Below are 18,521 nucleotides of genomic sequence, written 5' to 3' on the forward strand. Positions count from 1 at the left end.
CGCCGGCTGGTGGTTCGCCGGCCGCGAGATCGCTCTAGCCGGGCTGGGCGACGCGGCCGGAACGCTCCAGCTTGCCCCAGCCGACCCATGGCCCCCGGATCGCGGCCGTCACCGCGCGCACCACCACCGAATACATGATCTGGCGATACACGAAGCGCTGGGCGAGCAGCAGGAAGAGGGGGAAGTGGCCTTCCCGCTTTTCCAGCCGATAGGCGATCCAGCCGCACAGCGCATCGATCGCCGTGAACAGGATCCAGTATATCCCCATGCGCAGCACGTCTGACTGGGTCTGCGCCCAGCCATGCTGCTGCACGCGCAGGATCGTCGCCACGATCGAGATGGCGAGCGCCAGATCGATCAGCGGGGAAATCAGCGCGAAGCCGATCTGGAACAGCCACGCCTGCGGGATGCCGACGAGCGCGAGGCCGGAAGGCTTTCGATCGATGAGGATGCGGCGATGCTTCCATAGGCATTGCAGCGTGCCGAACGCCCAGCGGAAGCGCTGCTTGGCGAGCGCGCCGAAGCTTTCCGGCGCCTCCGTCCACGCCACCGCATCGATATCGTAGCGCACCAGCCAGCCGCCGCGCTGGATGGCGATGGTGAGATCCTGATCCTCCGCCAGCGTATCGTGCGGATAGCCGCCCACGCTATCCAGCGCGGCCCGCCGCCACGCGCCCACGGCACCCGGCACCACCGTGATCGCATCGAAACGGCTGAGCGCGCGCCGCTCCAGATTCTGCGCGGTCACATATTCCACGGCCTGCCAGCGCGTGACGATATTGATCCGGTTGCCCACCTTGGCATTGCCCGCCACCGCGCCCAGCGCGGGATCGGCGAACCACCGGCCGAGGCGCGCCATCGTCAGCGGCTCGAACTGCGTATCCGCGTCCAGCGCGACGATGATTTCGCCCGTGGCCAGTTCGAGGCCCTTGTTCAGCGCGCGCGCCTTGCCGCCATTTTCCAGTGTCAGCAGGCGCACGCGGGGCTCGTCCGCAAAGGCGGTGCGGACGATCTCGCTCGTCTCGTCCTTCGATCCGTCGTCGATCACGATCACTTCAAGCTCGATCTGCTCGCTGGCGAGCACGCGCCGGACCGATGCCTCGATCACGCGGGCCTCGTTGAAGGCGGGGATCAGCACCGAGACGAAACGGGCCGGATCGATCTCGGGCGCCACCGGCCGGTTGGCCTTCGCGTTCGAGCGGACGGCGAGGAAGGCGAGCAGGATCGCACGGAACGTCCCCACGAAGATCGCGACGAAGAACAGGAATTTCAGCGTCGCATCCAGCCCGGCGAGCACGAGGAACACGCCGACATCGAAGCGCACCGCGAGCAGATCGCTGCCCGAAATGGTGGGGTTCACCTTGGCTGGCGACAGGCCGGCCAACTGCGAGACCGGCACGATTTCATAGCCGCGTTCGCGCAGGCCATCGATGATCGCGGGCAGCGCCGCCACGGTTTCGGCGCGATTGCCGCCGGAATCGTGGAGCAGGATGACGTTGCCCGATTTCACCGCATCGCCGTCGTCCACGCCGCGAAAGGTGTTGTCCAGGATCGCCTGCACGCCGGGCCGAGTCCAATCCTCGCTGTCCACATGCAGGCCGACATTCACATAGCCCGCATCCTGGGCGAGCAGCGCCGGCCCCAGTTCGTCCTCCGTGGTCGGCTCGGCGTCTCCGAAATAGGGCGCGCGAAACAGGCGCGTCGATCGCCCGGTATAGGCCTCGATCAGGCGCTGCGTGGTGTTGAGCTCGATCCGCGCGCCGCGCGGGGAGACGAGCGCCATGTTGGGATGGGTGTAGCTGTGATTCCCGATCTCGGATCCGTCGCGCAGGATGCGATCCAGCAGGAACGGATGGGCAAGCGCATTCTCGCCGATCACGAAGAAGGTGGCGGGTGCCTTCTTGGCCTCCAATATGTCGAGGATCCTGGGCGTCCAGACGGGATCGGGGCCGTCATCGAAGGTAAGCGCCACCTGTTTCGCGCGATAGCCGGTGCGCTTGACGACATAGGGCGTCGGATAGCTCTTATACCGTTCGTCCCGGATCAGGCCATTCGCGTCGGCCGTGGCGGTGCGATAGCCTTCGGTGGGCGTGGCGGTGATGCGCAGGATCTCGCCATTGCCCTGCACGTCGACATTGCCGATCGATCGTACCGGGCCGAATGCGGGCGGCTTGTCGCCCCGCCGGATCGCCGCGAAGCCATCCCATACGCCGGGATCCTCGCCGCCCAGCCGCCACAGCGCCACGCCATAGGCGCCCGCCGTCTTCACGGCGCGAAGCTGGTTCCAGCCGCTCGCCGCATCCAGCATCCATACGTGGCGCAGCGTGCCGTCATCGTCGCGATAATCGAAGGTGGCATTGCCGCTGGCGGGATCGAAGCGGGTGGTGACCTGATTGTCGTGGGCGATCAGATACGCATCCTCGTCGGTCATCGAATCCGCGTCGGTGCCGCCGTCCGGCCAGTCATAGGCGTAATTGCCGATCGCCACGATCGCCTTGTCGCGGCCCACCTCGGCGATCGTCCTGCGCAGCTTGTCGACGAACCAGGGCTGCGAGGCGATCGGGCCTGCCGGGCCGCCCGGATAATGTTCATCATAGGTCATGAGGAACAATTTGTCGGCCGCTTTGGCATAGGCTTTCAGATTCCAGCTGTCGTCGTCCACCGGCACGGAAACGGTGACGAGCAGCTTGCCGAAGCGGGCATTGGCCTCCGCGATCAGCGTGCGGTAATCGGCCTGGGCGCTCTGCGGCAGCTCCTCGAAATCGAAGGCGACGCCGGCGGCATTTTCGGCGGCGAGCATCCCCGCAATCTGATCCAGCAGGCGCGCGCGGGCCGCCTTGCTGTGCAGCAGCTTCGCCATGTTGGCGCCGTCCCAGCTGTCATCCTTCACATTCTGCACCATCGGCAGGATCAGGGGGCGATGCTGGCTGGTGGCGAGCACGGCCTTCAGCGGCTTGTTGGGCGTATAGGTGAAGGCGTGATCCGGCCCGACGACCGAAGAGATGACGGGCACCACCCAATCGAGCTGGTTGATATGCGCGGAGAGGGTCGCGCGGCTCGCATCGTCCCACGGTACGTAGAAGCCGACCGTGACCTGCCTGCCCGCCGCCGGCGTCGCCGCCGGCTTTCCGCCCGGCAGCCAGCTCTTGACGGAGCGCACCCGCCTGTCGACGTCGTGGCGCAGATGCGCCACCTGTGCATTCAGCGAGCGCGGCTGCTGCCGCTCGATCCCCAGCTTCAGTGGATCGGGCGCGGGAACGTTGAGGATCGTGGTGGCAAAGCCGATCGCGGCCAGCGCGATGACCACGAGGAATGCCCAAAGCAGCCGGAGCGACCAGATGCGCCGGCGGCCGCTGGGATCATAGAAGACCGGTGCTTCCATCCGTTCACACTCCGTCGCCCCCGCCCGGAAAGCATTGGGGGGCGGGCCGCGCCTCTATGAGGAACGGATCGGGCGGGCAAGCGGGCGCGCGAGGGGCATGTCAGGCGGAGCGGACGGTGAAGCGGCGCTGCCGCATCGTCGCGCCGATCAGACCGAAGCCGATGACGAAGGCGGCCCACGTCGCGGGCTCGGGCAGTTCGGTCGCGGCGGAAGCGCCCAGCCACGCGGCCACATTCTGCTGGAAACGGCGATTTCCATAAACATCGTCGAGCACGTTCACATCGAGGATGGTCAGCAGGTTGGATTGTGCCCGCCACAGCGTCACGGCCTGCTGTTCGTACAGATCGATTCCTCCGGTCGTGTGGGAACCGCCGAAAATGATGTTGAGCGGCCCCGTGCCCTCCGTCAGCTCGTTCGCCACGATCGGCAGGGCCAGCCCGTTCGATCCCAGCAGCGTATCGGGCGCATTGTTTCCGGCCAGCGCCAGGATGCTCTTGTCCCAATTGGAGAAGGACTGGTTGTCGCCCACGATCACCACGCGCTTGCCCGTCGCCAGGAAGGCGTTGACGTTGGCGATCTCGGCATCCGTGAATTGCTGATCCTGGCCGACGGGATCGTCATAGCTGCCAATGTCGAACATCCGCAGATTGATGAAGAGCGCCGATGCGGCGGCGACCGCGGCGGCATCGTCCAGCGCGCCGAACGCATAGCCGCCCGGCTGGCCGGCAAGATCGGCGGACAGGGTCTCCATGTCCCCGCCCGTGCCCATATAATAACTGTCGGGCGCGAAAGAGGAATTCACCAGAATTGTCGATGTGGCAGGAGATGCGATCGCGAACAGGGCCGCAGCCAGAAGATGGCGCATGATCCTCTCTTCCCCTTGTTTCGGCAATGCTGCGGGGGGAACTCGATTCGAGTCAAGAAGAGTCTCGTTCTCCGGTCGGTCGTAAATGGCGATTCACTTGCGTTGATTGCCGAAGGGATGTTGCTGAGCTTTCCGGAAAATCGGCGAAGGGCGCTCCACATCCGGCCCTTCGCGCGCGATCGCGATGGGAGACGAAAAAAGGCGTGGGCCTTTCGGTCCACGCCTTTTTTCGGAAAAGCCGCTTCCGGCCTCAGCCGAACAGCTTGATGGCGACCTCCGCGACCTTCTGGCCCTGGTGGCGGGCGCCTTCCAGATCCAGCGCGCTCGGCTGGCGCGATCCGTCGCCGCCCGCGATCGTCGTCGCGCCATAAGGCGATCCGCCGACGATCTCATCCAGCGTCATCTGGCCCTGATGGCTGTAGGGCAGGCCCACGATCGTCAGGCCGAAGTGCAGCAGGTTGGTGATGATCGAGAAGAGCGTCACTTCCTGCCCGCCATGCTGGGTGGCGGTGGAGGTGAAGGCCGCGCCGACCTTGCCGTTCAGCGCGCCGCGCGCCCACAGGCCGCCGGCCTGATCCAGGAAGGCGGCCAGCTGGCTCGGCATCCGGCCGAAGCGCGTCGGCGCGCCGACGACGATCGCGTCATAATGTTCGAGATCCGCGACGGTCGCGATCGGGGCTGCCTGCTCCAGCTTGAAATGGGCGCCCCTGGCGATCTCTTCCGGCACCGTCTCGGGGACGCGCTTGATGTCCACGGTGGCACCGGCCGAACGCGCGCCTTCCGCGACCGCGCCGGCCATCGTCTCGATATGGCCGTACGAGGAATAATAAAGAACCAGAACCTTCGCCATCGTCATGCTCCCGAGTGATCGGAAGCCCGAATGGCATGCCGGATCTTACCGCGCGAGCCCGATAAGATCGAGCAGATCGTTCGAGAAAATAGAAAAGCGCGGCGCCGTGGTCATTCAGTCAGATGGAGGGCGGGATCGCCCTGTTCATCTGCCTCGCGATCGAAAAGCTCGGCCAGCTTGCCATGTGCCAGCCGGGCCGGGCCACCAGCGGCGGCCTCGGCCATCTTGCGTTCCTCGTCCGCCCGTCTTCGCAGATAGGCAGCATCCTTCGCGCCGATCATCGCGATTCTCCTCTCCGCTTGTGCCGGCGTCTGGCGACTCGCCCGGCCATATCGGCAGGATAGGCCGTTCCGACGATCGCGGACAGAGCGGCCTTATGATGGCGGGATTGCGATCCACCACGGCTGGCCGCACGCTCATACGCCGGCGCCTGGTATCGGCAAGTCATTGAAATAGATGGTCGGGGAGACAGGATTCGAACCTGCGACCCTCTGGTCCCAAACCAGATGCGCTACCAGGCTGCGCCACTCCCCGAGGTCGGCGGGTGCCTTATGGGCTGGGCGGGGTTAGCGCAAGCGTCGCGCGCTGTTATCGGCTGGTGCGGGTGCAATCGGGCGCGTTGCTCCGTGGGGCTGATACCCACGGGGATGCTGGTTGCGGCGGGGGGGATGGACCAGTTCGTCCCGCCCGGCGATGATCGCCGCGCCGCGCTGCTGCTCCTTGGCGTCATAGAGGGCCTCGTCGGCGCACTGGAGAAGCTCGCCGCGCGTTTCGATCCCCTCCCTCAGCCAGGCCGCGCCGATCGTAGCCGAAACCCGGATGGCAAGGCCGTTGCGCGTGACCGTGTGGCGCAGATCCGCAAGCATGCGGCGCAGCAAGGCGGGCAGATCGGCCAGCACATCGGGGGAGGTGATGACCATTACGAATTCGTCGCCGCCAAGGCGCGCGGCGAAGCTGGTTTCCAGATAGGGGGCACGCAGGCGCTTGGCCATGAGGCGCAGCAGATCATCGCCTGCGGCATGTCCGCAGCGATCATTGACCTCCTTGAAATGATCGAGGTCGATCAGCAGCAGCGCGAGCGGCGATCCGGTTTCCCGCGCGGTGGCGATCCGGGCATCGATCGTCGCGTTGAAATGGCTGCGGCTGGCGATGCGGGTCAACTCGTCCGTTTCCGCGATGTTGCGCAGCGCCTGCTCCATGCGGTGCCGTTCGGTCACGTCCTGGAAGACTCCGACCAGCGCGATCGGCTCGCCGTCGCGCATTTCCAGTTCGCCCATGCTGCGGACGCGGCGTTCCTGCCCTTGCGCGGTGATGAAATCGGATTCGATGTCGAAAGGCTCGCCCGATGCCATCGTCCGCTTGACCGCCACATCCAGCACCGCGCGCGATGCCAGCGGATAATGGGCGAGCGCATCCGTGAGCGACGGCATATCCTCCGGCGAGCGGCCGTGGATCGCATAGGTCTGTTCGGACCAGATGAGCGTGTCATCGTCCAGATTCAGCCGCCAGCTGCCGATATTGGCCATGCGTTCGGCCTGGCGGAACAGGCGATGCGAACGATTGAGCCGTTCGAGCGCGGCCTGATATTGGGCGGCGAGCCGGGTGGCGCCGATGGCCGCCGCGCGCGCATCGATCAGCGCCTCGGCGATCCGCGCGAGCGAGCGCAGCGTGCGCCGCTCGGCCGTGGCCAGATCGCGCGGCTCGGGGCCGAGCACGCAGAGCGTGCCGATGGGCAGGCGCTCCTCGCCCGCGGGATGCTTCGCGCTGATCGGCATGCCCGCATAGAAGCGGATGGCGGGGCCGCCGGTGACGAGCGGATTGGTGGCGAAGCGATGATCGCGCGTGGCATCGGGGATCAGGAAGATATCCTCCTGCGCGATGGCGTGCGCGCAGAAGGCATATTCACGCGGCGTCTGCGCGGCATCGAGGCCTTCCCGCGCCTTGAACCACTGGCGATGATCGTCGACGAGCGAGATGAGCGCCGTTTCCGCGCCGATCAGTTCGCGCGCGAGGGCCACGATCTCGTCAAACTCGCGCTCGGGCGGCGTATCGAGTATTTCCAGGCTGGCCAGCGTGGCGAGACGCTCGGCTTCTACGCTATCGTTAACCATGGCTCGTCATAGCTGATTCAGGTTAAGAATTCACCACGATAGGCCCCTTTCCGATGCCGGTGGGCCGTACTTTTTCAATGAAAATCGCGTGACGGAGGCAGAACCCGCACGTTGCGGGGATGGCGGCCGCGCGGCACCCTGGAACGCGGATGCTGGGGATGGGCGAATTCGTCCGCCCGGCTCAGGGGCTGGCGCGCCTGATGATCGGCGGAGAGGCGATCAAGCTCGGCCGTCCGATCGATGACGGCGGTGGTCATCAGGTGCACCACGCCTTCCTCGCTCTTCTGGACGATGCCTCGTACCTCCATCAGGCGCGATGCCATGACGGGCGCGCGATATTTCTCGAAGTCCGCCGCCCAGAGGAGGACGTTGGTGACGCCCGTCTCGTCCTCCAGCGTGACGAAGATCGCCTTGCCCTCGCCCGGGCGCTGGCGGACGAGGACAATTCCGACCATGCGGGCGGGCCGCCCATCGGGCAAAGCGGAAATTTCGGCGGCGCTGCGGATGCCTTCGGCGCGGAAGAGCCCGCGCAGGAAGGTCATCGGATGATCTTTCAGCGAGAGGCGCGTCACCTGATAATCGGCGGCGACCTCTTCGGAGAGCGGCATGGCGGGTAGTGCGGCCTCCGCCTCCGTCGCCAGTTCGCGCGCATCGGCGGCGGCGAAGAGCGGCAACGCATCGGATGGTGTGCGGCGCGCCTCCCACAGGGCATCGCGGCGGCCCAGATCGAGTGAGCGGAAGGCGTCCGCGTCGGCGAGCAGGCGCAGGGCGCGGGCGGGGATGCGGCGCGCGAGGCGTTCGAGAAAATCCTTTCCTCCGGCAAGGGGTGGGGAAGGGCCGGCAACTGCCTCCACCGCCTCCGCCCATTCCTCCCGAAAGCCATCGATCTGGCGCAGGCCCAGCCGCACCGCCGGCCCCTTCGCGCCAAATTCCAGCCGGTTGTCCCAGCCGCTCGCCGTCACGTCGATCGGGCGCACCTCCACATTATGCTCGCGCGCGTCGCGCACGATCTGGGCCGGGGCATAGAAGCCCATCGGCTGCGAATTGAGCAGGGCCGCGCAGAAGGCGGCCGGGTGGCGGCATTTCAGATAGGCGGAGGCATAGACGAGGATCGCGAAGCTCTGCGCATGGCTTTCGGGAAAGCCATAGCTGCCGAAGCCCTTGATCTGATTGAAGCAGCGTTGCGCGAATTCCTCCGAATAACCCCGCTTCATCATGCCGCCGACCATCTTGTCCTCGAATTCCGGCATGGTGCCCACGTTGCGGAAGGTGGCCATTGCGCGGCGGAATTTGTTCGCCTCGGCCGAAGTGAATTCGGCCGCCGTGATGGCGAGCTTCATCGCCTGTTCCTGAAAGAGGGGCACGCCCAGCGTCTTGCCGAGCAGCGTCTTCAGTTCGTCGCGGGGATGCGGCGGTGCTGGCGCGGGATAGTCGACCGCCTCGATTTCCTGCCGGCGGCGCAGATAGGGGTGGACCATATTGCCCTGGATGGGGCCGGGTCGCACGATCGCCACCTGGATGACAAGATCGTAGAGTTTGCGCGGTTTCAGGCGCGGCAGCATGTTCATCTGCGCGCGGCTTTCCACCTGGAAGATGCCGATGCTGTCGCCCTTGCAGAGCATGTCATAGACGTCTTCCTGCTCGCCGGGGATCGTCTTCAGATCATAATCCGTGCCGTCATGATCGCGGATCAGATCGAAGGCCTTGCGGATGCAGGTGAGCATGCCGAGCGCGAGGATATCCACCTTCATCAGCTTCAGCGCGTCGATGTCGTCCTTGTCCCATTCGATGAAGGTGCGATCCTCCATCGCGGCATGATGAATGGGCACGATCTCGTCGAGCCGGCCCTGCGAGAGGACATAGCCGCCGACATGCTGGGAGAGGTGTCGCGGAAAGGGCGCGTCCAGCAGAAGGCCGACGAAATGATTGAGCCGGGCGATCTCGGGATTGTCGAGGCGGAAGCCGGTTTCGTGGAACCGCTCTTCTTCCATCTGGCTGGAATAGCTGCCCCAGACCGTGCTCACGAGCCGTGAGGTGACATCGTCGGTGAGGCCCAGCGCCTTGCCCACCTCGCGCACGGCCGAGCGCGAACGATAATGGATCACGGTCGCGACGATGCCCGCCCGATGCCGGCCGTAGCGCTTGTAGATATATTGCATCACTTCCTCGCGCCGCTCATGCTCGAAGTCGACATCGATGTCGGGCGGTTCCTGGCGGTCGGCCGACATGAAGCGCGAGAAGAGCAGTTCGTGCTTCGCGGGATCGACCGAGGTGATGTCGAGCAGGTAGCAGACCATCGAATTGGCGGCCGATCCTCGCCCCTGGCACAGGATTGGCGGTTCGCGGGTGCGCGCGAACCGCACCACATCATGCACGGTCAGGAAATAATAAGGCAGGTCCGGGCGGCTGCCGATGAGCGTGAATTCCTCCTCCAGCATCTTCTGGACATCTGGCGGCACGCCGTCTCGCCAGTGGCGGGACGCGGCCGCGTCGACGAGGTGGCGCAGCCAGGCGAGGGGCTCCCAGCCTTCCGGCACCGGCTCGTGCGGATATTCATATTGAAGATGTTCGAGATCGAAGCCGATGCGATCCAGCAGGCGCAGCGTTTCGGTAAGGGCCTGTGGGCAGTCGCGATAGATTTCGGCCATTTCGGCTGCCGATTTCAGGTGGCGTTCGGCATTGGCCTCCAGCTGCCGCCCGGCATCCCGGATCGTCAGCCCCAGGCGGATGCAGGTGAGCACGTCCTGCAGCGGGCGATCCTCGCGCCTGGCGTGAAGCGCTTCCGTGGTGGCGAGCGGGGGCACTTGCACAGCGCGCGCGATCCCGAGCAGGCGCGCGCGGTGGCGCTGGTCGGTGCCGGATGTCGTGGCAGGCAAAGCCAGCCAGACCCGATCCGGGCAGGCCGCGTGAAGAATCCTGAGACTATGCTCCAATATTCCGCTCCCGCCTGGCGGCGGCGGGGCGCTTTCCTCCTCGAGCCCCGCCGGCGGGCGGGCGGGAAAGGCGATGATGTTGCTCCCCTCCTCACCGTCATTCCCATGAAGGTGGGAGGTCGGTTGTACCGATGCTGGGCGGGGCCCCGCTCTTGCCGGAATGGCGAGGGGGAGGGGGGATGAGGCGGAAGGCTCTGCCTCATTCCCCGGCAGGATCGTCGGCGTCTTCCGTGTCACGCCCTCGCCCTCGCGGCGGCTGCTCTTCGGCAGCACGATCAGCAAAAGCCCCTCCGCAAAGGCGAGAAGATCATCGATCCCGAGGACGCAATCCCCCTTGTTCGACCGGAGATTCCCGCTGGAAAGCAGGCGGCACAGCCGGCCCCAGCCGCCCCGGTCCTCCGGATAGGCGACGATATCCGGCGTGCCGTCCGTGAAGACCAGCCGTGCGCCGGTGGCGAGCTTGAAGGGCGGGAGCGTCAGGCCCGCCCTCATCGCATTTTCCCGTGCGTCCTTCAGCCATTTCCACGGACGGACGACGCCGGCGACCGTGTTGCGATCGGCGATGCCGAGACCCGGATAACCGAGATCGAGGGCAGCCCCCACGAGATCACTGCCGTGGCTAGCGCCGTGGAGGAAGGAGAAGTTGCTGGCCGAGACGAGCTCGACGAATGACGGGGGAGCCGAACCCATCTCACATCCTGCACCCTCTGCTCCCAGCCGGGATGGAGCGTGTCGCGCCCGCAGCGGAAAAGGCGCCCGGCGCGCGCCCGGCATTCGCCTCTTGACGCGCTGGAAGCGGCCCGGATCGCGGGGCGGGAATGGCGGTCCGACGCATCATGCGAACAGCCCGTGGACATACCAGTCGGGCTTGTTCGTCTCGCCCTGCAGGCCGTGGCGGAACAGCCAGAAGCGGTGGCCGGCTGCGTCTTCCACCCGATAATAATCGCGCGTCAGCCCGCCCGCGCCGGCGGGCAGCGGCAGGGGATGGCCCGCTTCGTCACGGCGCCTCCACAGATCGGGATCGATCCGCCTGCGCCACCATTCGGCGGCGATCCTCTCCGGCCCTTCCCAGCGCGCCACTTCGTGGGCGCGCTTCTGCCACACGAAGCGGCGCGGCGGCCCCTCGGGCAAACCATAGGTCACCTCGATCGGCTGGGGCGGATCGAACAGGCGCAGCGGACGGAGAGGAGGATCCTCGGGCGAGGGCGCGGGCCAGTGCGCCCCGGTCATCGGTGCCACGCTCGCCGTCGCACATTCGGGAATGTGGCTGTCGAGCGGGGCGAGGCGGATGATATGATCCGCGCCGAGACGCGCGACGAGACGATCGACCAGCTCCGCCAGCGGTTCGGCGCCGCGCTCTTTTCCGTCGAATCCGTCCTGCGCGGGCGCGAGCGGCTCGGTCCGCATCACGTCCAGCCGGATGCAATCGAAGCCGAAGCCGGGATCGATCGGATCGGAAAGCGCCTCCAGCCGCTCGCGGAAGAGGCGCATGACGATGGCGGGATCGCGCACCGGCCGCCCGGTTTCCACCGCGAGGCCGGGCGCCGCGCCATCGCTGCGGAAGAAGCGCGCGACGAAGCGGCGGCCGCCTTCATGCCGCTCCAGCAGGGCCGTGGCGGTCTCGTCCAGCAATTCCTGCAGGCAGGCAAGCCCATCCTCGACGCGGCCGATCGGCTCGGCGAAGCGGCGGAGCGCGAAAACGGGATCCGGCGGCCGATCGGCGCTGATGCGACGATCCTCCTCGCCCAGCAGGCGGGAAAGGGTAAGCGCAAGATCCCCGAAGCGCGCCGCAAGCATCCGGCGCGGGCGACAGGCGAGATCCACGATCCGCTTCAGCCCCGCGCGCCGCAGCGCGAGCGTGGTTTCGGGCGGGGCCTCCAGTGCTTCCACGGGCAGCGCGAGCAGATCAGCCTCGGGGCGATCGCCGAACCGGGCACGGGCGCGCGCCGCCTCCGGCGTGTCGCCCAGCCCCGTGCGCAGCGTGAGGCCGTGCCGGCGCAATCGCGCGGCCAGATCTGCCAGCAGCCCCGCCTCTCCGCCATAGGGATGCACGCAGCCGGCGATGTCGAGCGTGATGCCGTCCGGCGGCTCGGGCGCGACGACCGGGCTATAGGCGCGGCAGGCATCGGCCGCGCGGGCGAGCAGGCGGGCCTCGGCCCCATGATCGCGCGGGATGGCGATGAGGCCGGGGCTGCGCGCGCGGGCATCCGCCAGCGTGAGGCCCGTCGTGAGACCGGCTATCATCGCCTCGCGGGTGAGCGCGGTGAGGCGCGTCGCATTGGCCTGGGTTTCGATAAAGGCGATGCGCGTCGCTTCGCCTTTGCCGTTGCGTGAAGGGATGGGGTGGCTAGCCCGCCAGGCGTCGGCCGCCAGCATCGGCAGCCAGATCGCCAGATAGCGGCGTGATCCCGACATGAGGGGCGAAGGCGGCGGCGTCACGATCCCACTCCAGCCGCCAGCCGGGCGAGGGCGCGCCGCCACGTCTGCGGAGCAGATCCACCGTGAAGGCTGGCGCGCCCGGCGCGTCCGCCTCCAGCGGCTTCGAGGGCGCGGCGGCGATGCGCCAGCGCGTCGCGGCGGCGGAGGGGGCCTCCGCGCCGATCCCCCGGAGCAACAGCACCGTGACACCGGATCGTTCGGCGAAGAGCATCAGCCGCCGTGTCGCGGTGAGATCCAGCAGGCGTGGGCGTGGGCCGGGGGCGATCACCGCCGTTCCCGCCGCCGGGGAGCGCACCACATCCGCCGCCGCCCGGAGCAGCGCCTTTTCGTCCGGCACCGTCACGAACAGCAAGCGTGCCGGATCCGCCCCCAGTTCGAGAATGCCCGGCCCATGCAGCAGGCCCCGATCCCGCTTCGCCTCGCTCAGCCAGATGATATTCCCGTTCCGCCCGCCGGCGCGCAGCGCCAGCATCAGTGCGAAGCCCGCCATGCTCGGCAGATCCGCCTCGGCCGCCGCATGCATTTCGTGAAGGCGGCCGCGTTCCAGCCCACCCCCCAGCACCGCATCCAGCGCGCCCGCCCCGAGCCCAAAGCGCGCGGGGGCGTCCGCCACCTGCGGCAGGGTGGAATATTGCCGGCCCGGATCGGGCGGAAGGGGATACGACTCGCGCATACATGTTCCTGTTATGTTCTTATTGTGTGCGAGCAGAGTCAACCGCTGCCGTCGCTCCGGCGCAGGCAGGGGGCATGGCTTTTCGTCGTTCGATGTCGTGCGCCGTTTCGCACGCCTTCCGCCATCGGCGGGATCGCGCATCGCAACAGGCATGGATGCCAGCCCGCGCCGGCATGAGGGCAGAGGAGGCTATGCCGCCGCCAGAATCCTGGTCTCGCCCTGCAGGCTGTTCGGCCCGGCCTGCACGATCTCCACATCCACCAGATCGCCGATCGCGCCGCCCTCGATCAGCACGGATTGCAGCCAGGGCGATTTGCCGAGCCGCTGGCCGGGCAGCTTGCCATCGCGTTCGATCAGCACGGCGCAGGTCTTGCCCAGCGTCGCCCGGTTGAACGCATATTGCTGTTCGGCGATCAGCGCCTGAAGCCGCTGGAGCCGCTCGTCCATCACCGCCGCAGGCACGGCATCGCCCATCGTCGCGGCGGGCGTGCCGGGGCGCGGGCTATATTTGAACGAGAAGGCCTGGGCGTGGCCGATCGCGCGAACGGCGGCCAGCGTTTCTTCGAAATCCGCGTCCGTCTCACCGGGAAAGCCCACGATGAAATCGCCGGAAATGGCGATGTCCGGCCGGGCGGCGCGCACGCGATCGATCAGCTTCAGATAGCTTGCCACGTCATGGCTGCGGTTCATCGCTTTCAGGATGCGATCGCTGCCCGCCTGCACCGGCAGGTGAAGGAAAGGCATCAATTTCTCGATGTCGCGATGCGCGGCGATCAGCCCGTCCGCCATGTCGTTGGGATGGCTGGTCGTGTAACGGATGCGGGCGAGATCGGGCAGCCTCGCCAGTTCCTCGATCAGATGGTGGAGCCCGCGGCCTTCATGCTCCCAGGCGTTGACGTTCTGGCCGAGCAGCGTGATCTCGCGCGCGCCAGCGTCCACCAGCGCTTTCGCCTCGTCCACCACCTGCGCCCAGGGCCGCGAAATCTCCGCCCCGCGCGTATAGGGCACGACGCAATAGGTGCAGAATTTGTCGCAGCCTTCCTGCACGGTGAGGAAAGCACCCGGCCCCTGCCGCCGCCTCTTGGGCAGGGCATCGAACTTGGAGGCGGCGGGCATGTCCGTATCCAGCGCTGGCGCGCCGGATGCGGCGCGGGCGATCAGCTCGGGCAGGCGATGATAGGCCTGCGGCCCGACCACCAGATCCACGGCGGGCGCGCGGCGCGTAATCTCGGCGCCCTCGGCCTGCGCGACGCAGCCGGCGATCGCGATCATCGGCTTGTCGCCGCCCGCCCGGCTGCCGCGTTTCGTCAGGCGGCCGATATCCGAATAGACCTTCTCGGCGGCCTTCTCGCGAATGTGGCAGGTGTTGAGCAGAACGAGATCGGCCTCGCCCGCATCCGCCGCCACGAGACCCTGCGCCTCCAGCAGCTCGGCCATGCGCGCGCCATCATAGGCGTTCATCTGGCAGCCGAACGACTTGACGCTGAACGTCTTGGGAAGAGGGCGGGTTGTCTTCGGAATCATCGCGCGCCTGTAGCGGTTCGGGCCATCCGGCGAAAGGCGATCCATTGCCGCAGCGAAGCGTAGGGCGGACCCGGATGCGGATCGATGTGCGGAGAGCAGGGAAAGTAGCCCGGCGCGGCCGCAGCCGGGCTACACCCTCGTTGTCTTAGCGGCATCCTCTCCTAGCGGCGGCCATCCTGATGGGGGCCGATTCTCGCTTCCTCATGGGCGCCGCGCTCCCGAGGTTGGATGCGACTAGACCCGCTTCCGATCCTGCGCAAGTAGAGATTTATCGAATTCCCCAAAATCTTGCGATTTTACGCTTTCGACATGCGACGGACACAAGTCACGCTGCACTTGCGAACAACGCTAGATTCTGGTTACCGGCCAATTAACCTATACGTCAGGGTGACTATAGCTGGAACCATCAAGCAAAAGCGCGCTCTTGTGGGATGGTAAGCTGCATGGTGCACGTAGTGCGCCAACAACCGTCGCGGGATTAAAAGGTTCCCGATAATGTCGGAATTCCGGGAAAAATCATGGAATGCCGGGAGGGCGGTCATCCCGGCGGTGCCTTTGCAATCCGTTATCGGGTATCTTCGGCTTAAGGCGTGAGCATTCTGACGCATAGGGAAGGAAAACAAGTGTCACGCGGGCTTGCCCCGGGGGATGAAGCCTCTACATGGACGATCGTACATCACGGCCGCTCCGGCCCCTCCGGCGCCGCGAACGGCGGCGCACCATCGACGGAATTTCATGACAAAGCCTGGAAACGAACTCCTCTTCCTCGCGCTCGGCGGCTCGGGGGAGATCGGGATGAACGTGAATCTCTATGGCACCCAGGGCAAATGGGTCATGGTCGATCTCGGCCTCACCTTTGCCGACCCGGCCTATCCCGGCATCGATCTTGTCCTCCCCGATCTCGAATTCATCGAGAAAAACGCCAAGGATCTGCTCGGCATCGTGCTGACGCACGGGCATGAGGATCATATCGGCGCGATCCCCTATCTGGCGGCCGATCTGGGCGTGCCGCTTTATGCCACGCCCTTCACCGCCGGCCTCATCAAGGGCAAGCTGGACGAAGAGGGCATCACCAAGCAGGTGAAGCTCAACATCATTCCGCGCGATTCGAGCTTCGATCTCGGGCCGTTCAAATTCACCTACATGCCGCTCGCCCATTCGATTCCGGAGGGCAACGCGCTGGTGATCGATACGCCCCATGGCCGCATCTTCCACACCGGCGACTGGAAGCTGGATGACGAGCCCCTGCTCGGCACGCCCGCCACCGCCGAGGAACTGACGGCGGTGGGCGACAGGGGCGTGCTCGCGCTCGTGTGCGACAGCACCAACGTCTTCAACGAATCCGCCAGCGGATCCGAGGCGGCGGTGCGCGAAGGGCTGGATGCGGTGATCCGCGAGGCCAGGGGCCGCGTGCTCGTCACCACCTTCGCCTCCAATGCGGCGCGGCTGCAGACGCTGGGCCAGGTCGCGCGCGATACGGATCGCCAGCTCTGCGTGGCCGGCCGCTCGCTCGATCGCATCCTGAAGGTGGCCAAGAGCGTCGGCTATCTCGAGGATTTTCCGCCGGTCATCGATTTCGATGCGGCGATGCGGCTGCCCCCGCGTGACGTGATGATCATCGCGACAGGCGGGCAGGGTGAATCGCGCGCCGCGCTCGCCCGCATCGCCTTCGACAGCCACCAGCTGAAGCTTTCGAAGGGCGATACGGTCGTCTTTTCGTCCAAGCAGATTCCCGGCAACGAAATGGCGATTGGCCGCATCCAGAATGCGCTGGCCGCCAAGGAAATCATCATGGTCACGGACCGGCAGGCCCATGTCCATGTGTCCGGCCATCCGGGGCGACCGGAACTGGAATTGATGTATCGCTGGATCCGCCCGGAAATCGTGCTGCCCGTCCATGGCGAGATGCGCCACATGGCGGAACAGGCCCGGCTGGCGGACAGCCTGGGCGTGCCCAGTTCGATCGTGCAGATGAATGGCGACGTGATCCGGCTCGCGCCCGATGGCCCCAGGAAGATCGGCATCGAACGCACCGGCCGCCTGATCCTCGACGGGGACGTGATCCTGCCGGCGGACGGCACGACGATGAACGAGCGCCGCAGGATCTCCGTCAACGGCGTGATCGCGGTGGCGTTGGCGGTGGATCAGGCCGGGCGGCTCAAGGGGCGGCCCGCGATCAGCGTGCAGGGCGTGCCGGTGGAGGAGGATCGCGCCGATTTCCTCGCAGAAGCGGCCGAGGCGGCGGAAAAGGCACTGGCGGGCACCGGCAAGGACGAAGCCAAGCTGCGGGAGGCGGTGCGTCTTGCCGTACGTCGCAAGGCCACGGAGTGGACGGGCAAGAAGCCGATCGTGGACGTTTCGTTCATACGCCTGTGATCCCGTGCGGCTCCCCTCGCTCGAGGGAGCCGCTCATGCCTGTTCGCTACCAGCCCGGCTGAGGGCGAGGCTTTTACCGCGCCAGCTTCAGTGCCCGCAGCAGCATCCAGACGAACGACACGCCCGCATAGAGCGTGATCGCGGCGAAGCCCGAGGCCCAGGCGCCCGCCAGGCCGAAGGGCAGGATCACCCAGCCGAGCGCCGTCGGCGTGGCGAGCCATTCGGGATCGTCGCCGCCGCCCAGCCAGGCGGCGATGCGCCGTGCCGGGGCCATGCCGCCCATCAGCGCCAGCAGCAGCGCCGCGACGAGCAGCCAGCCCCATTGGCCGCTGCCGCGCATCAGCCACCAGCCGAGCCCGGCGGCGGCAAGGCCGCGTCCCGCCAGCCGCACCGTCGCCAGCGCAGCGGCGCCCGGCAGCCGCCTTGCCTGGATCAGCGCGAGCCGCTGGCCCATCCGCCCGAGCGGCCCCGCCAGCAGCAGCGGCACGAGCGCGAACCAGCGATAGCCGGCAAGCGCCGCCAGCCCCCCGCCGATCGCGAACAGGCCCGAAAGCAGGGACGGCAATGAAGGCTGGATGCTGCGCGCGAAGAGCTGCGGCAGCAGCGCCTCCGTGATCGGCGCTTCCAGGAAACGATCGCTCCAGCCGCGCCCCGCCTCGCGCGAGGCGGCGACGAGGCGTGCCTCAGCCGCGCGCAGGGAAGCGCTGGATCCGGCCAGCACGGGTATGTCGCGACCCGCTTCCAGCCGGCCGGCGCTCTCCTGCACGGCGCTGCGCAGCATCGTGGAAATGGGATCCCAATCGCCCACCATCTGCGCCACTTCCGCGATGCGGCGACCGCAGAGCAGGGCGATGCCCGCCCAGCGATGCTGCGCGTCGACGCGTTCGAACGCGCCATTTTCGGGCGTATCGTCCACCACCGCGATGCTCGGCACGCTCGCAGTGGCGATGCGATCGATCAGCGCGCGATCCGGCAGGCAGGCATCGGCCAGGATCAGCACGCGTGGCTCGGCGGCGAGCAGATCGGCGGCGGCGGCGATATTGGTCGCCACCTTCACGGCGATCCCGTCCGCGCGAAGCCGGGCGAGCGGCGCGGCGAGCGCCGGCGTCATCTGCTCCACCAGAAGGATCGGGCGTTCGGCGCCGGCGGTGGCGAGCCTGCGTATCTGGTGTTCGAGCAAGGTGGCGCCCGCGAGCGGAAGCACCGCGCGCGGAGATCCGGCCTCGACATCGAAGGCCGCGACCAGCGCGGCCAGAGTCATGGGCGAATTCCTCTCATCCGGGCCAGTGTTTAGGGCGAACCGCGCCGCGCGCAAAGCATGTGCGCGCTTGTGGCCCGGCAAAAAAGGCGCCGCCCGGCCGGTGCCAC

11 protein-coding genes and 1 tRNA gene are annotated in these 18,521 nt (G+C 67.0%); 1 reads left to right on the forward strand and 11 read right to left on the reverse strand.

Annotated elements, in window-relative coordinates; genetic code table 11:
- Positions 1–34: 34 nt before the first annotated feature.
- The 10 genes from DI605_RS18785 to miaB all read right to left on the reverse strand — a co-directional run bounded on the left by DI605_RS18785 (position 35) and on the right by miaB (position 14,777).
- The gene (locus DI605_RS18785) at positions 35–3,382 is read right to left on the reverse strand and encodes a glycosyltransferase (protein WP_293976864.1); all 3,348 of its coding nucleotides are present in this window, start codon (positions 3,380–3,382) and stop codon (positions 35–37) included.
- A gap of 100 nt (positions 3,383–3,482) precedes the next feature.
- Entirely contained in the window at positions 3,483–4,247 is a 765-nt protein-coding gene (locus DI605_RS18790) for a PEPxxWA-CTERM sorting domain-containing protein (RefSeq protein ID WP_293976866.1), read from the reverse strand.
- A 250-nt stretch (positions 4,248–4,497) separates the two neighbouring features.
- Entirely contained in the window at positions 4,498–5,097 is a 600-nt protein-coding gene (gene wrbA / locus DI605_RS18795) for an NAD(P)H:quinone oxidoreductase (protein ID WP_293976868.1), read from the reverse strand.
- A gap of 110 nt (positions 5,098–5,207) precedes the next feature.
- Positions 5,208–5,378 carry a hypothetical protein gene (locus tag DI605_RS18800; RefSeq protein WP_293976870.1) on the reverse strand — a complete coding sequence of 57 codons (171 nt, stop codon included), beginning with the start codon at positions 5,376–5,378 and terminating at the stop codon, positions 5,208–5,210.
- 176 nt (positions 5,379–5,554) lie between these two features.
- Positions 5,555–5,631: transfer RNA gene (locus DI605_RS18805), tRNA-Pro, on the reverse strand.
- A gap of 32 nt (positions 5,632–5,663) precedes the next feature.
- Positions 5,664–7,208: a diguanylate cyclase gene (locus DI605_RS18810; protein WP_293976872.1), complete on the reverse strand. Its 1,545-nt coding sequence runs from the start codon at positions 7,206–7,208 to the stop codon at positions 5,664–5,666.
- 74 nt (positions 7,209–7,282) lie between these two features.
- Positions 7,283–10,831, reverse strand: coding sequence for an error-prone DNA polymerase (locus DI605_RS18815; RefSeq protein WP_293976874.1), 3,549 nt, complete (start codon positions 10,829–10,831; stop codon positions 7,283–7,285).
- 144 nt (positions 10,832–10,975) lie between these two features.
- The gene (locus DI605_RS18820; RefSeq protein ID WP_367120073.1) at positions 10,976–12,580 is read right to left on the reverse strand and encodes a DNA polymerase Y family protein; all 1,605 of its coding nucleotides are present in this window, start codon (positions 12,578–12,580) and stop codon (positions 10,976–10,978) included.
- Positions 12,489–13,253 carry a hypothetical protein gene (locus tag DI605_RS18825; protein WP_293976876.1) on the reverse strand — a complete coding sequence of 255 codons (765 nt, stop codon included), beginning with the start codon at positions 13,251–13,253 and terminating at the stop codon, positions 12,489–12,491. Before DI605_RS18825 ends, DI605_RS18820 begins: the two co-directional genes overlap by 92 nt.
- A gap of 189 nt (positions 13,254–13,442) precedes the next feature.
- A complete protein-coding gene (miaB, locus tag DI605_RS18830) occupies positions 13,443–14,777 on the reverse strand; it encodes a tRNA (N6-isopentenyl adenosine(37)-C2)-methylthiotransferase MiaB (protein WP_293976909.1) in 1,335 nt (444 codons plus the stop codon).
- A 735-nt stretch (positions 14,778–15,512) separates the two neighbouring features.
- Between miaB and DI605_RS18835 the strand changes: the two genes are divergently transcribed.
- On the forward strand, positions 15,513–17,153 hold the full coding sequence (locus DI605_RS18835; RefSeq protein ID WP_293976878.1) for a ribonuclease J: 1,641 nt from the start codon (positions 15,513–15,515) through the stop codon (positions 17,151–17,153).
- 73 nt (positions 17,154–17,226) lie between these two features.
- Here DI605_RS18835 and DI605_RS18840 read toward each other — a convergent pair whose 3' ends face one another.
- Complete coding sequence (locus DI605_RS18840) at positions 17,227–18,414, reverse strand: hypothetical protein (protein ID WP_293976880.1); 1,188 nt, start codon at positions 18,412–18,414, stop codon at positions 17,227–17,229.
- Positions 18,415–18,521 lie beyond the last annotated feature (107 nt).

It is taken from the genome of Sphingomonas sp. (assembly GCF_003248515.1).
GTDB lineage: Bacteria > Pseudomonadota > Alphaproteobacteria > Sphingomonadales > Sphingomonadaceae > Sphingomonas_I.